Annotated in this window: 12 protein-coding genes; 1 reads left to right on the top strand and 11 read right to left on the bottom strand. The window is 44.6% G+C overall.

Translation table 11 applies throughout. From position 1 onward, the window contains the following. The first annotated feature begins 27 nt into the window (after positions 1–27). Entirely contained in the window at positions 28–2,544 is a 2,517-nt protein-coding gene (locus EXT48_RS15660; protein WP_130164983.1) for an EAL domain-containing protein, read from the top strand. Here EXT48_RS15660 and EXT48_RS15655 read toward each other — a convergent pair. From EXT48_RS15655 to rpsU, 11 genes are all read right to left on the bottom strand, one after another. Continuing rightward, complete coding sequence (locus EXT48_RS15655; RefSeq protein WP_130164982.1) at positions 2,517–3,338, bottom strand: DUF2797 domain-containing protein; 822 nt, start codon at positions 3,336–3,338, stop codon at positions 2,517–2,519. The two genes, EXT48_RS15660 and EXT48_RS15655, sit on opposite strands and share 28 nt — an antisense overlap. Positions 3,339–3,452: 114 nt before the next feature. Further along, positions 3,453–4,736 (bottom strand): phosphoribosylamine--glycine ligase, encoded by a 1,284-nt coding sequence (gene purD, locus EXT48_RS15650; RefSeq protein WP_045990370.1) that lies wholly within the window; start codon positions 4,734–4,736, stop codon positions 3,453–3,455. A gap of 15 nt (positions 4,737–4,751) precedes the next feature. Then, positions 4,752–5,588, bottom strand: a complete 837-nt coding sequence (locus EXT48_RS15645; protein ID WP_039492706.1) for a class I SAM-dependent methyltransferase — start codon at positions 5,586–5,588, stop codon at positions 4,752–4,754. Between the two features lie 100 nt (positions 5,589–5,688). Next, a complete protein-coding gene (purH, locus tag EXT48_RS15640) occupies positions 5,689–7,275 on the bottom strand; it encodes a bifunctional phosphoribosylaminoimidazolecarboxamide formyltransferase/IMP cyclohydrolase (RefSeq protein WP_130164981.1) in 1,587 nt (528 codons plus the stop codon). 211 nt (positions 7,276–7,486) lie between these two features. Continuing rightward, positions 7,487–7,777, bottom strand: a complete 291-nt coding sequence (gene fis / locus EXT48_RS15635) for a DNA-binding transcriptional regulator Fis (protein ID WP_010374122.1) — start codon at positions 7,775–7,777, stop codon at positions 7,487–7,489. 45 nt (positions 7,778–7,822) lie between these two features. Next, positions 7,823–8,788, bottom strand: a complete 966-nt coding sequence (gene dusB, locus EXT48_RS15630) for a tRNA dihydrouridine synthase DusB (RefSeq protein ID WP_010374120.1) — start codon at positions 8,786–8,788, stop codon at positions 7,823–7,825. A 303-nt stretch (positions 8,789–9,091) separates the two neighbouring features. Continuing rightward, on the bottom strand, positions 9,092–9,964 hold the full coding sequence (prmA, locus tag EXT48_RS15625) for a 50S ribosomal protein L11 methyltransferase (protein WP_010607189.1): 873 nt from the start codon (positions 9,962–9,964) through the stop codon (positions 9,092–9,094). 74 nt (positions 9,965–10,038) lie between these two features. Continuing rightward, positions 10,039–11,889: an RNA polymerase sigma factor RpoD gene (gene rpoD / locus EXT48_RS15620; RefSeq protein ID WP_010374116.1), complete on the bottom strand. Its 1,851-nt coding sequence runs from the start codon at positions 11,887–11,889 to the stop codon at positions 10,039–10,041. A gap of 121 nt (positions 11,890–12,010) precedes the next feature. Beyond that, positions 12,011–13,750, bottom strand: a complete 1,740-nt coding sequence (gene dnaG, locus EXT48_RS15615; protein ID WP_017218469.1) for a DNA primase — start codon at positions 13,748–13,750, stop codon at positions 12,011–12,013. Between the two features lie 177 nt (positions 13,751–13,927). Continuing rightward, positions 13,928–14,374: a GatB/YqeY domain-containing protein gene (locus tag EXT48_RS15610; RefSeq protein ID WP_010374111.1), complete on the bottom strand. Its 447-nt coding sequence runs from the start codon at positions 14,372–14,374 to the stop codon at positions 13,928–13,930. Positions 14,375–14,394: 20 nt separating this feature from the next. After that, positions 14,395–14,610, bottom strand: a complete 216-nt coding sequence (rpsU, locus tag EXT48_RS15605) for a 30S ribosomal protein S21 (protein ID WP_010362466.1) — start codon at positions 14,608–14,610, stop codon at positions 14,395–14,397. Positions 14,611–14,741 lie beyond the last annotated feature (131 nt).

Raw genomic sequence — 14,741 nt, 5'->3', positions numbered from 1 at the left:
TTGGAATAATATTGCGAGAGTGTGCTTATGGTTGGTGATTCACGTCAGTTACAGATCAAAGAAGTATTTACCAATAGCTTGTTATGTTGCGATGAGCAAACCAGTCTATATGATGCGGTTGCGCAAATGCGAGCGAGCAGAGTGAGCTCGATCTTTATTACCCGTGCCGATGACATTATTGGTATCTGGACAGAGTCGGATTGCGTTAAGCTCAACTTTAACGATCCTGACTTTGCCCAGGTGCCGATCCGAGAAGTGATGACTACACCGGTGCAAAAAATTCAAATTGATAAAACCTTGAGTGAGGCGACGGTCAAGTTCCACCAACTAGGGATCCGTCACTTACTCGTGGTGGACTCGGATAATCTGCCTTGTGGTGTGGTCTCTTTATCCGATATTGTGCGCAGCCAAGGGCTCGACCATTATTTGCATTTTAGACCAATTGAGCAACACTTTGACTCGAACATTGTGATTTTAGACAGCGAAGACTGCGTCTCTGATGTTATCAATAATATGCGTGAGCTTAAGCTTACCGCTGTGCTGGTGTATAACCGTGAATTAAATGAGTATGGCATTATTACTCAGCGTGATATTGCGTATATTATTCTCAACCCAGATTGGCGTCAGCCTTGCTGGCAATTAGCCAGCTATCCGATGCTCTCCATGACGCCAAAAGACAGCCTATTCGATGCTTACCGGCTGATGACGGTAAACTCCATTCGTCATTTGGTAGTGACTTCCCCAGACTCGCAACAAGTGATAGGGCTATTGGCGCTCAAAAATGTCCTGACTGAAATTGAAACTGCGTATTGTAGCGAGCTGGAAAAAGTCCTAGTACAACGTGATATTGCACTGCAAAAATCGGAGAAGAATCTTTATCTAGCTAACCGCATCATTGATGCTTCTCTCGATGGCATTATGATCACCAAAAGTTCAGGTGAAATAATCCAGATCAACCCAGCGTTTAGTGCGCTTACCGGCTACAAAGATTACGAAGTACTAGGGAAAAACCCAAGCATATTGAGCTCTGGGCTACATGATGAATGCTATTATCAGAGCATGTGGCAAACGCTCAGAGAAACAGGTGTGTGGCAGGGCGAGATCTGCAATCGTAAAAAGAGCGGTGAGATATATGTTGAATGGCTTACGATTATTGAGATCAGAGAGCCGTACAGTGACGACATGCTTTACGCAGCCATTTTTAGCGACATTACGGAGCGTAAAAATGCTGAAGAAAAAATTGCTCGCTTAGCCTATTTTGATGAATTGACTGGGTTGCCTAATCGCCGCTTATTTTACGACAGACTCTCTATGGCATTGGCATCAGCGCACCGCTACAAGCAAAAACTCAGTGTGATGTTTATAGATTTAGACCGCTTTAAGGAAGTGAATGACTCTCTTGGCCACAGCGCCGGAGATGAGTTATTGGTACAGGTTAGCGAGCGGATAAAGTCTATTCTAAACGAAGGTGACACCTTAGCGCGACTTGGTGGCGATGAATTTGTTGTACTACTGAGCGAAGTGAATGGCATGTCGGAGGTCATTGAGTTTGCTGACCAAATGTTGATGGCACTATCGAGCCCCTTTCAACTTGGTGATATGCAGGTGGCTGCAACAGCTTCGATGGGGGCTGCTATTTATCCCGAAGATGGTCATGACACGGAAACATTGCTTAAACACGCCGATGTTGCTATGTATCGCTCCAAAGAAGTAGGGCGCAACTCCTTTCAGTTATTCGAAGCTTCGATGAATGCACGCTCATTTGAGCGTTTATCCATGCTAAGCCGTTTTCAGAATGCCTTAGAAAATGATGAGTTTGAACTGCATTTTCAACCCTTGCAGTGCTTAACCAGCAGTCGTATTTCCAGTGTTGAGTGTTTGCTGCGCTGGCGCGACCCAAACCTTGGGATGATCTCACCGGCTCAATTTATTCCACTTGCTGAGGAACTTGGGCTTATTATTCGCTTAGATCAGTGGGTAATAGATAAAGCCTGCCAGCACTTGGCTAAATGGCAACGCGCAGGTGTTGAGATTAGGCGCTTGGCGATTAATATCTCGGCGTCACATGTCACTCAAGGCGATCTTTATCAATGTGTTGCGCAGGCATTAAAGAAGCACAACGTCGACGGCAAGTATCTTGAGCTTGAGCTTACTGAAAATAGCTTTATCGGTAATTTGCTTGAGGCTAAGTACACCTTGAAAAAACTCAAGGAGCTGGGTGTAAAACTGGCGATTGATGACTTTGGTACCGGGTATTCTGCGCTCAGTTACTTGGCTAAACTGCCCATTGATATCCTAAAAATAGATGCTAGTTTTATTGCTAAAGTGCCCGATGAATATGGCAACAGCGAAATTGTTTCGGCAATTGTAGCGATGGCTAAGGCGCTCAACCTGCAAGTTGTAGCTGAGGGCGTAGAAAAGCCTGTACAGAAACGTTACCTGCGCAAACTTGGTTGTCATACAATCCAAGGTTACGTCTTCTGTAAGCCACTTACAGAAGACGATTGGCATGCATTTTATTCGTCAGAGAAGGTAATTTCGTAAGAAGTAAACTTACGAATATTGATCACGCCATTATCAAAAATAAGATATTGGCCTTTGATCCCTTCAAGCACGCCTGATACTACAGGGTCTTTATCAAAGTTAAACGAGCTGATTTTACTCGGGTGCTGCTCTACAGGGAAAGTGAGATCAACCACTTCTTCGTCCAGCACTTCAATGGCGGTTGCACCAAAGAGTTCAGCAAGTTCATCGAGCTTTGCTTGGATCTCGGGAATAAGCTTAGCGGCTTCTGCTTTGAGGTCTATTTCAGGATTGATGCCTTTGAGCATATTGCGCCAGTTAGTCTTATCGGCAATAAACTGAGCCAGTGCCACTTCCACTAATCCTGACTGGTGACGGGTCTGCACCTTAAAAATCGGCAGAGCTTGCGTTGCGCCTTGATCTACCCAACGCGTTGGGATCTGCGTATGACGAGTGATCCCAACTTTAAGACCTGAGGTATTGGCCAAGTACACATAGTGCGGGATCATACAGTTCTCTTCGCCCCATTGGGGTTCACGACAGGTGCCTTGATCATAGTGGCAGGTCTCTGGCTTCATAATGCACATGTCGCAGCTCGCGAGCTTTTTCATACACACGAAACAGTGGCCTTGCGAATAGCTCTTTTTGGTTTTTTTACCACAGCTACTGCAAAATATATTGCCGGTGAAGGTAAGGGTAACTGGTTTACCAAAGTAATCGTTGAGCGATACTAAGTTATCACCCACGGGTAATTGATATTGAATAGGTTCAACAAGCGCTGACTTTAACTTGCTGAGTGTACCTTGTACTTGCATCTTTGCCCCTAAAAATGCTCATAAAAGGGTAGGATACCATTACAAACCTAGAAACGCAGTGTGTAAAAATGAAAAAGGCCGGCGCCGGGCTGGCCTTGCAAAGCTTAATGTGAATTAGCTTTCGCGTGCGATTGCACGATATGCGATATCTGTGCGGTACTCTACACCATCCCAGTGAATGTCTTTCACTAGAGAGTAGGCGCGTTTTTGCGCTTCGGTTACCGTGTGGCCAAGGGCCGTTGCACATAATACTCGACCACCAGCGGTGACTACATGCTCGCCATCTTGTTTAGTACCAGCATGGAACACTTTTTCACCTTCAGGATAGTTCACCTGAAGACCTGAGATAGCGTCACCCTTAGGATAGTTGCCTGGGTAGCCACTAGCTGCAAGTACAACACCAACGGCAGCTCGTGGATCGAATTCAATCGATGTTTGATCAAGCTCTTCACGGTTTGCCGCTTCAATCAGCTCAACTAAATCAGACTGAAGGCGTAACATGATAGGTTGTGTTTCTGGGTCACCAAAGCGGCAGTTATACTCGATAACTTTTGGTGTGCCGTCCGCAGTGATCATCAAACCAGCGTATAGGAAACCTGTATAAGGGTGACCTTCTTTCGCCATACCTTCAACCGTTGGATTGATCACTTCGGCCATGATGCGGTCATGAATATCTGGCGTGACTACAGGAGCTGGAGAGTATGCACCCATACCACCTGTATTTGGGCCTTTATCACCATCGTATGCACGTTTGTGATCTTGGCTGGTGGCAAAAGGAAGTACATTTTTGCCGTCAACCATGACGATAAAAGAGGCTTCTTCACCTTCTAAAAATTCTTCAATAACCACGCGGCTGCCCGCTTCGCCAAAAGCATTCCCCGCAAGCATATCGCGGATAGCTTCTTCCGCTTCCGCTTCGGTCATTGCCACGATAACCCCTTTACCAGCAGCAAGACCATCAGCCTTAACGACGATAGGTGCTCCTTGTGCTTTCAAGTAGGCAAGCGCAGGCTCAATCTCTTCAAACGTTTGATAAGCCGCTGTTGGAATATCGTGACGTGCTAAAAAGTCTTTAGTAAACGACTTTGAACCTTCCAACTGCGCAGCCGCTTGAGTAGGTCCAAAAATAGCTAAGCCTTCTTCACGGAAACGGTCAACTACACCGATAACCAGTGGCGCTTCAGGGCCAACAATGGTTAATTGCACATTGTTTTCTTTAGCAAAGACGACCAAGGCATCGATATCTTCAACGCCGATAGCTACGTTTTCAAGTTTAGGCTCAAGCGCAGTACCTGCGTTACCAGGTGCTACAAAAACCGTTTTTACAGATGGGTTTTGTGCGGCTTTGAACGCAAGCGCATGCTCACGTCCACCGCTGCCAATGACTAGTACATTCATGGCGAAATTTTCCTATTAAAGCTTTTTGAATTTTAAGGTCATGCGGTCGCTTTCCCCAATCGCTTTATATTGCGCTGCTTTTTCATCACCTAGCGCTAAGCGAGGTGGCAGAGTCCAGACGCCTTTTGGATGATTGGCGCTGTCTAGCGGGTTGGCGTTAATGTCGCTGCTTGCAACTAATTCAAACCCAGCTTGCTTGGCGATATCAACAACATAACTTTGCTTCATATAACCTGACGACTTTTGATCCTCAAGTTGGCGGTGCTCAGGCAGACGGTGTTCAACCACACCTAAAATGCCACCAGGTTTCAGTGCCTTATTAAACGCGTTGAACGCGCTAAGTACACCTTCATCCCCTTTACCCATGTACCAGTTATGTACGTTACGGAAGGTAAGTACCACGTCAGCACTGCCTTGTGGCGCAATATTACTGTGCGTCACTGGTGCAAATTCCGTGATCTTTACTTCACTATAGTCTGGGTTGGTTGCTACTTTTTCTTTGTAGCCTTTTAATGAGCGTTGATAGTAGCCAACATCTGAATCAGCAGGGAAGTGCGCTGCATAATAGGTGCCTTGACCCTTAACCAGCGGCGCTAAAATCTCGCTATACCAACCACCACCAGGTGCAATTTCTACCACGGTCATTGATGGCTCAATGCCAAAAAAAGCAAGCGTTTCACTTGGGTGGCGATATTGGTCTCGGGCTCTATTTTTTTCGGCTCGATTGTCGCTAGCAACGGCTTTTGCAATCGCGCTTGGTACTGCTTGGCTGGAGTTGGACTCTGTCGCGTTACAGCCTACTAAAGTAGTAAATACTGCAGCAGCGATAAGAGATTTCATACCTAGATTCATCGTTAGCTTCCTTCATTCTGTTATGATTATGCTGTAGCCAGAATACTGGAAATTAGCTGAAACAAAAAGCGCGAAACTCATAAGTTTCGCGCTTTATTGATTAATGGCGGAAGTGGCGCATGCCGGTAAACACCATTGCCATTCCCGCTTCATCAGCGGCGGCAATCACCTCTTCATCACGCATTGAACCACCCGGTTGGATAACCGCAGTGATACCCGCAGCTGCAGCGGCGTCAATACCATCACGGAATGGGAAGAACGCATCAGAAGCCATCACAGAACCTGGAACTTCTAGGTTCTCGTCTGCGGCTTTGATCCCTGCGATTTTTGCAGAGTATACGCGGCTCATTTGGCCTGCGCCCACACCAATAGTCATACCATCACGGGCGTAAACAATCGCGTTGGACTTAACAAATTTAGCGACTTTCCAGCAGAACAGTAGATCTTTTAGTTCTTGCTCTGTAGGTTGACGTTTTGAAACCACCTTAAGGTCGTCCAAACCAACCATACCTTGGTCACGATCTTGTACTAAGATACCGCCATTAACACGTTTAATATCAATACCTGTGGTTTTGTTTGACCACTGACCACATTCTAGTAAACGTACATTTTGCTTCGCAGCAACGATTTGTGCGGCTTCTTCTGATACGCTAGGTGCGATGATAACTTCAACAAACTGACGCGCTACGATGGCTTCCGCCGTGTCGCCGTCTAGCTCTCGGTTAAAGGCGATGATACCACCGAAGGCAGAAGTTGGGTCGGTCTTAAATGCGCGGTCATAGGCGGCAAGAATGTTTTCATCTACCGCAACACCACAAGGGTTTGCGTGTTTTACGATAACACAAGCCGGCTTATCAAACTCTTTAACACACTCAAGTGCGGCATCGGTATCAGCGATATTGTTATAAGACAGCGCCTTACCTTGAAGTTGTTTAGCTGTCGCGACGGATGCTTCTTCAATGTTGTTTTCAACATAGAAAGCAGCGTCTTGATGCGAGTTTTCACCGTAGCGCATATCTTGCTTCTTAGTGAATTGCATATTGATAGTGCGAGGGAATTTGGTTTCCTCTGCTGCTTCTTCCGTATAATCCGGAACCATTTTACCGAAGTAGTTGGCAATCATGCCGTCATACTGAGCGGTATGCTCGTAGGCCGCAATAGCAAGGTCGAAACGTGTCTTGTATGTTGTAGAGCCAGAGTTCGCCTTCATTTCTTCAATGACACGGCTGTAGTCATTCGCATTTACAACAATGGTCACGTCTTTGTGGTTCTTAGCCGCAGCACGAACCATAGTTGGACCACCAATATCGATATTTTCGATTGCATCTTCTAGGCTACAGTCAGCTTTCGCAACAGTTTGTGCGAAGGGGTATAAGTTGACTACTACCATATCGATTGCTGAAATATTGTTTTCAGTCATGACGTCTTCGTCTTGACCGCGACGTCCTAAGATACCGCCGTGCACTTTTGGGTGAAGCGTTTTAACGCGACCATCCATGATTTCTGGGTGGCCAGTGTAATCAGATACTTCTGTTACTTTAATGCCGTTGTCTGCAAGTAGTTTGCAAGTACCGCCAGTTGATAAAATTTCTACGCCTTGAGCTGCAAGTGCTGTGGCGAATTCAACGATACCGGTTTTATCTGACACGCTTAGTAGGGCGCGACGAATTGGACGATGTATATCCATGATGGTTCAGGTTTCCTCAATGATTAGTTAAGGGCTAGCTTAGAAAGCCGGTATTTTAGCGCATTATTGTTAAGATGACGATGTTAAAAGGCGAGATAAACATGAGAAAAGTGCGATATGAAAAGGATAAATGTCCGCTAGCTGCTGAATTTTAAACAATAAAAAAGCACCTGAAGGTGCTTTTTTATCAACTAAATTTTACTAGCAGTGCTTAGTTCATGCCGTATTTTTTTAGCTTCTTGCGAAGTGTGCCACGGTTAATGCCTAAAAGGATCGCTGCACGAGTTTGGTTACCACGAGTATAAGTCATAACCTCTTCAAGTAGAGGTGCTTCAAGCTCAGAAAGAACTAACTCATAAACGTCTTGTACGTCTTGACCATTAAGCTGCTTTAGGTAGTGATGTACAGCTTTTTTAACTGCATCGCGCAAAGGTTGCGGTTTCTCTTGTGACTGAACATGAGCGTTAGTAATAAATGGAGAAGTCACATTTTGTTCGAACATCGTTATGTCTCTTTCTTAGTTAGCCTGAAGGATGAATAAATTCATTCACCCTAATGTTTCAAAATAGTCTTCTAATGCCTCGATTTGCGCTTCTGGCGTCTCCAAGGCATTGAATACTCGCCTAAATTGACCTTCTTGGTCATGGGCCTGCAAATACCAAGATACATGCTTGCGTGCGATGCGCGCTCCCATTGGCTCACCATAGAATTGATGAAGATTTACTAAGTGCTCCATCAATATTGCTCGAACCTCTGCTATTTCAGGTTCTGGCAAATGTTCACCGGTTTGCAAATAGTGGTCTATTTCTCGGAAAATCCAAGGACGACCTTGGGCGGCTCGACCAATCATAATGGCATCTGCGCCCGTGTATTCCAGCACCTGTTTCGCTTTTTCAGGAGACGTAATGTCACCGTTCGCTACCACAGGAATAGATACTGAACGTTTAATTTCTCTGATCGTGGCGTATTCAGCTTCGCCCTTATACATACATGCTCTTGTACGGCCATGCACGGCTAGCGAAGCAATGCCTCGACGTTCAGCTATGCGAGCAATCTCAACACCGTTACGATTGTCTGTGTCCCATCCTGTACGGATTTTTAACGACACAGGTACGTCAACGGCAGCAACCACAGCGGTTACGATTTCGTCAACCAACTCTGGATATTGCAACAATGCTGAGCCTGCAAGCTTCTTGTTCACTTTCTTAGCGGGGCAGCCCATATTGATATCTATGATCTGCGCACCGTTTGCGACATTAAATTGTGCTGCTTGCGCCATCAACTCAGGATCTGCTCCTGCGATTTGTACCGAGCGAATGCCCGATTCACCGCTGTGATCCATGCGATTTTGCGACTTATCGGTTTTCCACACTTTTGGATTTGAAGACAACATTTCTGATACCGCAAGCCCAGCACCTAGACGTCGACACAGTTGTCGAAACGGTCTGTCGGTGATCCCAGCCATTGGTGCTACGATAAGATTGTTTTCAAGTTGGTATGGACCAATACGCACTACAGTTTAATCCGCCTTACCTCAAGGGGCGCTAAGTTTACGGTTTTTTTCGCAAAAATCAAAGGTTATAAATTGAACATAATTGCTTTTTTTTTGAACTTTATGGGTTGACATTTGATAACAACCTGAGAGCCCAGATAATTTGCACGAAATTTATGCAAAAACAATTTTAAAGGTACAATTTGAGCCGAAAATTTAAACTGTGAAAAATGCGTAAAGCCTGTTAATTACAGGCTTTACCAGTTAAAACTTACTAACTTTCATTGACTCGCTGATACTTTTGTCAGCGTGACGTTAGCAGCCTTATTTTTTCACACCGCTGACGCGCGTCCATTCACCCTGTTGAGCAATGTTGTCTAGCTTTAAAAATGGCGCATAAACATCCGCAACAGATTGTGCTTGCTCTTCTAAAATACCAGACATGGCGATGGCACCTTTGTCGCCCAAGAAGCCGAGAATGATTTCGTGTAGCTCTCTCAGCGGCTGTGCAAGAATATTAGCAACAACGATATCAGCACTGAATTGTGGCTGATTTTCAGGTAAATACACTTCTAGCTTATCTGCAACGCCATTACGCTCGGCATTATCGCGGCTTGCGATAAGCGCTTGTGGATCGATATCAATACCAATCACACGCTCAGCGCCTAATTTGATTGCTGCGATGCCTAAAATCCCAGAGCCACAGCCAAAATCAACGACTGTTTTGCCGCTGAGATCTTGTTGTTCTAGCCATTGCAGGCAAAGTGCGGTTGTGGCATGGGTACCAGTACCAAATGCAAGACCAGGATCCAGTAGCACATTGACGGCATTGGGATCTGGCACATCACGCCAGCTTGGGCAAATCCATAATCTCTCGCCAAACTTAATTGGGTGGAAATTATCCATCCACTCGCGTTCCCAGTCTTTGTCTTCTAGCTGTTCAAGCTTGTAGTTTAACGGCTTGTCATATTGTGACTGGACAAAGTCAACGACTGCTTGCATATCATGGTTCGCTTCAAATAAACCGATCACCGTTGTCTCAGGCCATAAGATGACTTCGCCAGGTTTTGGTTCGTAAACGGGATTGTTTTTACTATCCATGAATGTGACAGACGGACAACCGACATCCATAAGCATATCGCTTAAAGCATCGGCATCGGCTTTATCTGAATAAATTCGGATTTGGATCCAAGCCATGTGTGTATACCTATTTAATCCAATTACTATAAAAAAGGCCGCTGAATAGCGGCCTTAATCTTATTTGCTACTTTTTAGCCCTTAACGTCTAAAAAGCTCTTTAATAGATCTGAGCGAGAAGGGTGGCGCAGCTTACGTAGCGCTTTAGCTTCAATCTGACGAATACGCTCACGTGTTACATCAAACTGTTTACCCACTTCTTCTAACGTGTGGTCTGTATTCATATCGATACCAAAACGCATACGTAGTACTTTAGCTTCACGAGCGGTAAGACCTGCAAGTACCTCGTTGGTCGCGCCACGAAGACTTTCCATCGTTGCTGAATCAATCGGCGACTCGATAGTAGTGTCTTCGATAAAGTCACCAAGATGTGAATCTTCATCATCACCAATTGGCGTCTCCATTGAGATCGGCTCTTTGGCGATTTTTAACACTTTGCGGATCTTGTCTTCAGGCATCATCATACGTTCTGCCAATTCTTCAGGACTTGGCTCACGGCCCATTTCCTGTAGCATTTGACGAGAGATACGATTTAGCTTGTTGATTGTTTCAATCATATGCACTGGAATACGGATAGTTCTTGCCTGATCCGCAATTGAGCGAGTAATCGCCTGACGGATCCACCAAGTTGCGTATGTTGAAAACTTATAACCACGACGGTATTCAAATTTATCAACCGCTTTCATCAGACCGATGTTACCTTCTTGGATCAGATCCAAGAACTGCAGACCACGGTTGGTATACTTTTTAGCGATTGAAATTACAAGACGTAAGTTCGCTTCAACCATTTCTTTCTTCGCACGGCGAGCTTTTGCTTCACCAATACTCATGCGACGGTTGATGTCTTTAATACGCTCAATGCTAAGACCAGTGCTATCTTCAAACGCTTTAAGCTTGTTAACACAACGCTCGATTTCAGGTTTTACTTCAGCAAGTTTTGCTGAGTGTTTTTCACCTGATGCAATTTCAGCATCGATCCATGCGGTATCGGTTTCATTGTTAGCAAAGTGCTTAACGAAAACCTTTTTTGGAACTTTAGCAATCTGAACTGCTTGCTTCATGATGATGCGTTCTTGAACACGCACTTTATCCATCATGTCGCGCATGTTATTTACCATGCGGTCGAATTGCTTAGGAACTAACTTGAAAGTACGGAAGTGATCGCCAATTTCCTGAATTGCAGCTTTCGCATCTGGGTGCGAGCGACCTTTACTTTCAAAAATTTCTCGCGCTTTATTGTACAGCGTACGAAGTTGTTCAAAATGCTCACGAGCTTCTTCAGGATCTGGACCTGAATCGCCTTCTTCTGAGTCATCATCGTCATCATCTTCATCATCATCTTCGTCATCTAAGTCTTCATCACTTAGCTCAGAACCGATGTGTGTTGCTGAAATTGGTGCTTCGTCTTCCTCGATAGCATTAGGATCAAAGAAACCAGAAACAATGTCGCTTAGGCGCATTTCTTCCGCTTCGTACTTGTCCCATTGCTCTAGCAGGTAAGTAATAGCTTCAGGGTATTCTGCAACAGAAATCTGTACTTGGTTGATCCCTTCTTCAATACGCTTAGCGATTTGGATTTCGCCTTCACGAGTTAGAAGTTCTACCGTACCCATTTCACGCATATACATACGAACAGGGTCAGTTGTGCGGCCAATTTCTTTTTCTACTGTTGCTAAAGCCGCAGCCGCTGCTTCCGCAGCATCCTCATCTGTTGTTGTTTCTTGCATCATCAACTCATCAGCATCAGGCGCATTTTCAGAGACCTGAATACCCATATCGTTGATCATGCTGATGATATCTTCTACCTGATCTGAGTCTATGATGTCTTGTGGAAGATGATCGTTAACTTCTGCAAAAGTTAAATAACCTTGCTCTTTACCTTTCTGAATCAGAAGTTTGAGTTGTGACTGAGGAGATTGATCCATAGAGAAATTTGCTTCCACTCTGAAAAGTTGATACAACAGGCGCCAGCTATTTAACAGCTAAATTTTGATGACGCAGTGAATAGAACATTATAGCACCGAAAATTACTATTGACTAGAACTTCTACTGTTTAAGCGCTTGGGTAAGGAGTGCGCATTCTAGCCGCTCATCATTTGTTAGGCCTTCGGTTTTCTCCTTTATTAATAGGGTCTCTAGGCGATAATTTAAACACTGATCTTCAATAAATTGAAAAGTATTTTTAAATTCGTCTTCTAGCCTATCTTCAGCAACGCCATGTTGCCACACCGCGAGCTTTTTCAAGGCGTCGAATTCAGCCTGATCGCGATAATGTTCAAGTAACTGTGCTGTGTTTATTTGTGGATTATCGTGACATAACATTTGTAAGCTCAGCAGCAGTTGAATACCCGGGATCGCCATTTCACCGAGTTCAGGCATATACTCAACCGTTTGCGCAAGCTGTGGATGTTGGAGCAGTAAGCCAATCGCTCGACGCATCGGCGTCACTTTAAATTGGCGCTCAATTTTATTCTGCTGTTTGTTACTTGCCAATTTAGCACTAAGTTGCTCACGAGTACGACCAATTAACCTGGCCAAGGTCGTTAATAAACTCTCTTGGTAGTAGTCACTGGGTATTTTGCTGATCAGTGGAATGGCATCGGTAAGCAGCTTGGATTTGCCTGCATCATTTGTAAGGTCGCATTGCTCACGTAATTTGGTAAACAATACTTGCGTATAATCGCTTGCTGTTTCTAGTCGTGCTTCAAAGGCATCTTTGCCTTCTTGCTGTACCAATGAGTCTGGATCTTCACCATCAGGTAAAAAGACAAACTGTAGAGACTTACCGTCTTTTAAGTTAGGTAAAGCGTGGTCAAGTGCGCGCCAAGCAGCATCGCGGCCAGCTCTGTCACCGTCGTAGCAGCAGATCACTCTGTCGGTATTACGAAACAAAGTTTGCATGTGTTCAGCGGTGGTTGCAGTGCCTAATGCGGCAACGGCGTAATCAATGCCTTTTTCTGCTAGGGCAACGACGTCCATATAGCCTTCCACAATCAACACTTTATCCAATTGCTTATGGGCTTGTTTAGCTTCATAAAAACCATAAAGTTCGAAACTTTTATGGAAAATGCGTGTTTCGGGCGAGTTTAGATATTTAGGGCCTTGATCTGCACCCATTATCCTTCCGCCAAATGCGATGACACGACCACGTTTATCACGAATAGGGAACATCAAGCGATCGCGGAAGAAGTCAAATTGGCGGCCAGCTGACTTTTCTGATGCTAACTTTAAATCAAGTAGCTGTTGTTTGTGCTCAGGCTTGCGGGCTATTTGATTACACAATGACTCCCACTCAGGTGGTGCATAACCAATCATAAACTTTTGTACAGTTTCGCCACTCAGGCCGCGGCCTTTTACGTAGTCAATTACTTGAGTGGCATTGCTATGGTGTTTTAACTGATGCTGGTAAAACTTAGCGGCTTGGAGCATTAAGTCATAGTCAGACTTTTTTTCTTCCATTGAACGCTGCGGCCCTTGTGGGGCGTTTTCGCGTGGTACTTCTAAGTTTAATAGGGCGGCTAGTTCCTCAATAGCATCAACAAACTCAAGCTTGTCGTATTCCATTAAAAAGGAAATAGCGTTGCCATTAGCACCACATCCGAAGCAATGATAAAACTGTTTATCACGTGACACGGTAAATGAAGGCGTTTTTTCATTGTGAAATGGACAGCAGGCTTGATAGTCTTTTCCTGCTTTTTTTAATCCCACACGACCGTCTATGAGCTCGACAATGTCCGCTCTTGCGAGCAAGTCATCAATAAACTGTCTAGGGATTTTGCCTTTCATTTATGTTCCGAAGTTGTACTAGTGAGTGAGCGCATTATATCAAGTAGCAACGAGAAAAAATCAACTTAATTCAATTAAGGTATCTTATTAGCGCTGCATTGATACGCATGACGCCTAAAACGAAGAAACCGAGCACTAGGCTCGGTTCACTTATCAATCATACATTTGTATGTGGGCTTAAGCGGTAAGTCTTTGCTTAATTAAACCAGAGACTTTACCCATATCAGCACGACCTTCAGCTTCTGCTTTAATCGCACCCATTACTTTGCCCATGTCTTGCATGCCTGACGCACCAGTTTGTGCAATCACGGCATCAATTAGCTCGACAATTTCATCTTCGCTAAGTGGCTTAGGAAGGAATGTCTCAAGTACGCTAATTTCGTTAGCTTCGATATCAGCTAAGTCTTCACGCCCTGCATCTTTATACTGGGTATAAGAATCGCGACGCTGCTTAACCAACTTAACTAAAACCGCAGTAATGCCTGCGTCGTCTAGTGTAGTTTGGTTGTCGATTTCTCGCTGTTTAATTTCAGCAAGTACCGCACGAATCGCGCCAAGACGAAGTTTCTCTTTGGCTTTCATCGCTTCTTTTTGCGCGTCTTTTAGCGTAACTAATAAGCTCATTGATACAAGACCAATACTGATTAGTATAATTTAACGCGACGTGCGTTTTCGCGAGAAAGCTTCTTCATGTGACGCTTAACCGCTGCAGCTTTTTTGCGCTTACGCTCAGCAGTTGGCTTCTCGTAGTGCTCGCGACGACGAACTTCAGAAAGGATACCTGCTTTTTCACATGAACGTTTGAAACGACGTAGTGCAACGTCAAACGGCTCGTTTTCTCTTACTTTAATTACTGGCATTAAAAATTCACCTACCTAATTAATGAGCTTAGCTCTATCTGGCTAAAAACTAGCCAATTGGTTCAAAAATGGTGCGGTATTGTAATCTGAAGCAAGACCGCATGTAAAGCCTAAATTATAGCTAAAAACAC

It is taken from the genome of Pseudoalteromonas sp. CO348 (assembly GCF_004208845.1).
GTDB lineage: Bacteria > Pseudomonadota > Gammaproteobacteria > Enterobacterales > Alteromonadaceae > Pseudoalteromonas > Pseudoalteromonas maricaloris.
This window is presented reverse-complemented; position numbering and strand designations above follow the sequence as displayed.

What these genes read in the sequence shown, in the direction of transcription:
- EXT48_RS15660 (WP_130164983.1), top strand. Translation starts at nt 28, where the DNA reads ATGGTTGGTGATTCACGTCAGTTACAGATCAAAGAAGTATTTACCAAT.
- EXT48_RS15655 (WP_130164982.1), bottom strand. Translation starts at nt 3,338, where the DNA reads ATGCAAGTACAAGGTACACTCAGCAAGTTAAAGTCAGCGCTTGTTGAA.
- purD (WP_045990370.1), bottom strand. Translation starts at nt 4,736, where the DNA reads ATGAATGTACTAGTCATTGGCAGCGGTGGACGTGAGCATGCGCTTGCG.
- EXT48_RS15645 (WP_039492706.1), bottom strand. Translation starts at nt 5,588, where the DNA reads ATGAATCTAGGTATGAAATCTCTTATCGCTGCTGCAGTATTTACTACT.
- purH (WP_130164981.1), bottom strand. Translation starts at nt 7,275, where the DNA reads ATGGATATACATCGTCCAATTCGTCGCGCCCTACTAAGCGTGTCAGAT.
- fis (WP_010374122.1), bottom strand. Translation starts at nt 7,777, where the DNA reads ATGTTCGAACAAAATGTGACTTCTCCATTTATTACTAACGCTCATGTT.
- prmA (WP_010607189.1), bottom strand. Translation starts at nt 9,964, where the DNA reads ATGGCTTGGATCCAAATCCGAATTTATTCAGATAAAGCCGATGCCGAT.
- rpoD (WP_010374116.1), bottom strand. Translation starts at nt 11,889, where the DNA reads ATGGATCAATCTCCTCAGTCACAACTCAAACTTCTGATTCAGAAAGGT.
- dnaG (WP_017218469.1), bottom strand. Translation starts at nt 13,750, where the DNA reads ATGAAAGGCAAAATCCCTAGACAGTTTATTGATGACTTGCTCGCAAGA.
- EXT48_RS15610 (WP_010374111.1), bottom strand. Translation starts at nt 14,374, where the DNA reads ATGAGCTTATTAGTTACGCTAAAAGACGCGCAAAAAGAAGCGATGAAA.
- rpsU (WP_010362466.1), bottom strand. Translation starts at nt 14,610, where the DNA reads ATGCCAGTAATTAAAGTAAGAGAAAACGAGCCGTTTGACGTTGCACTA.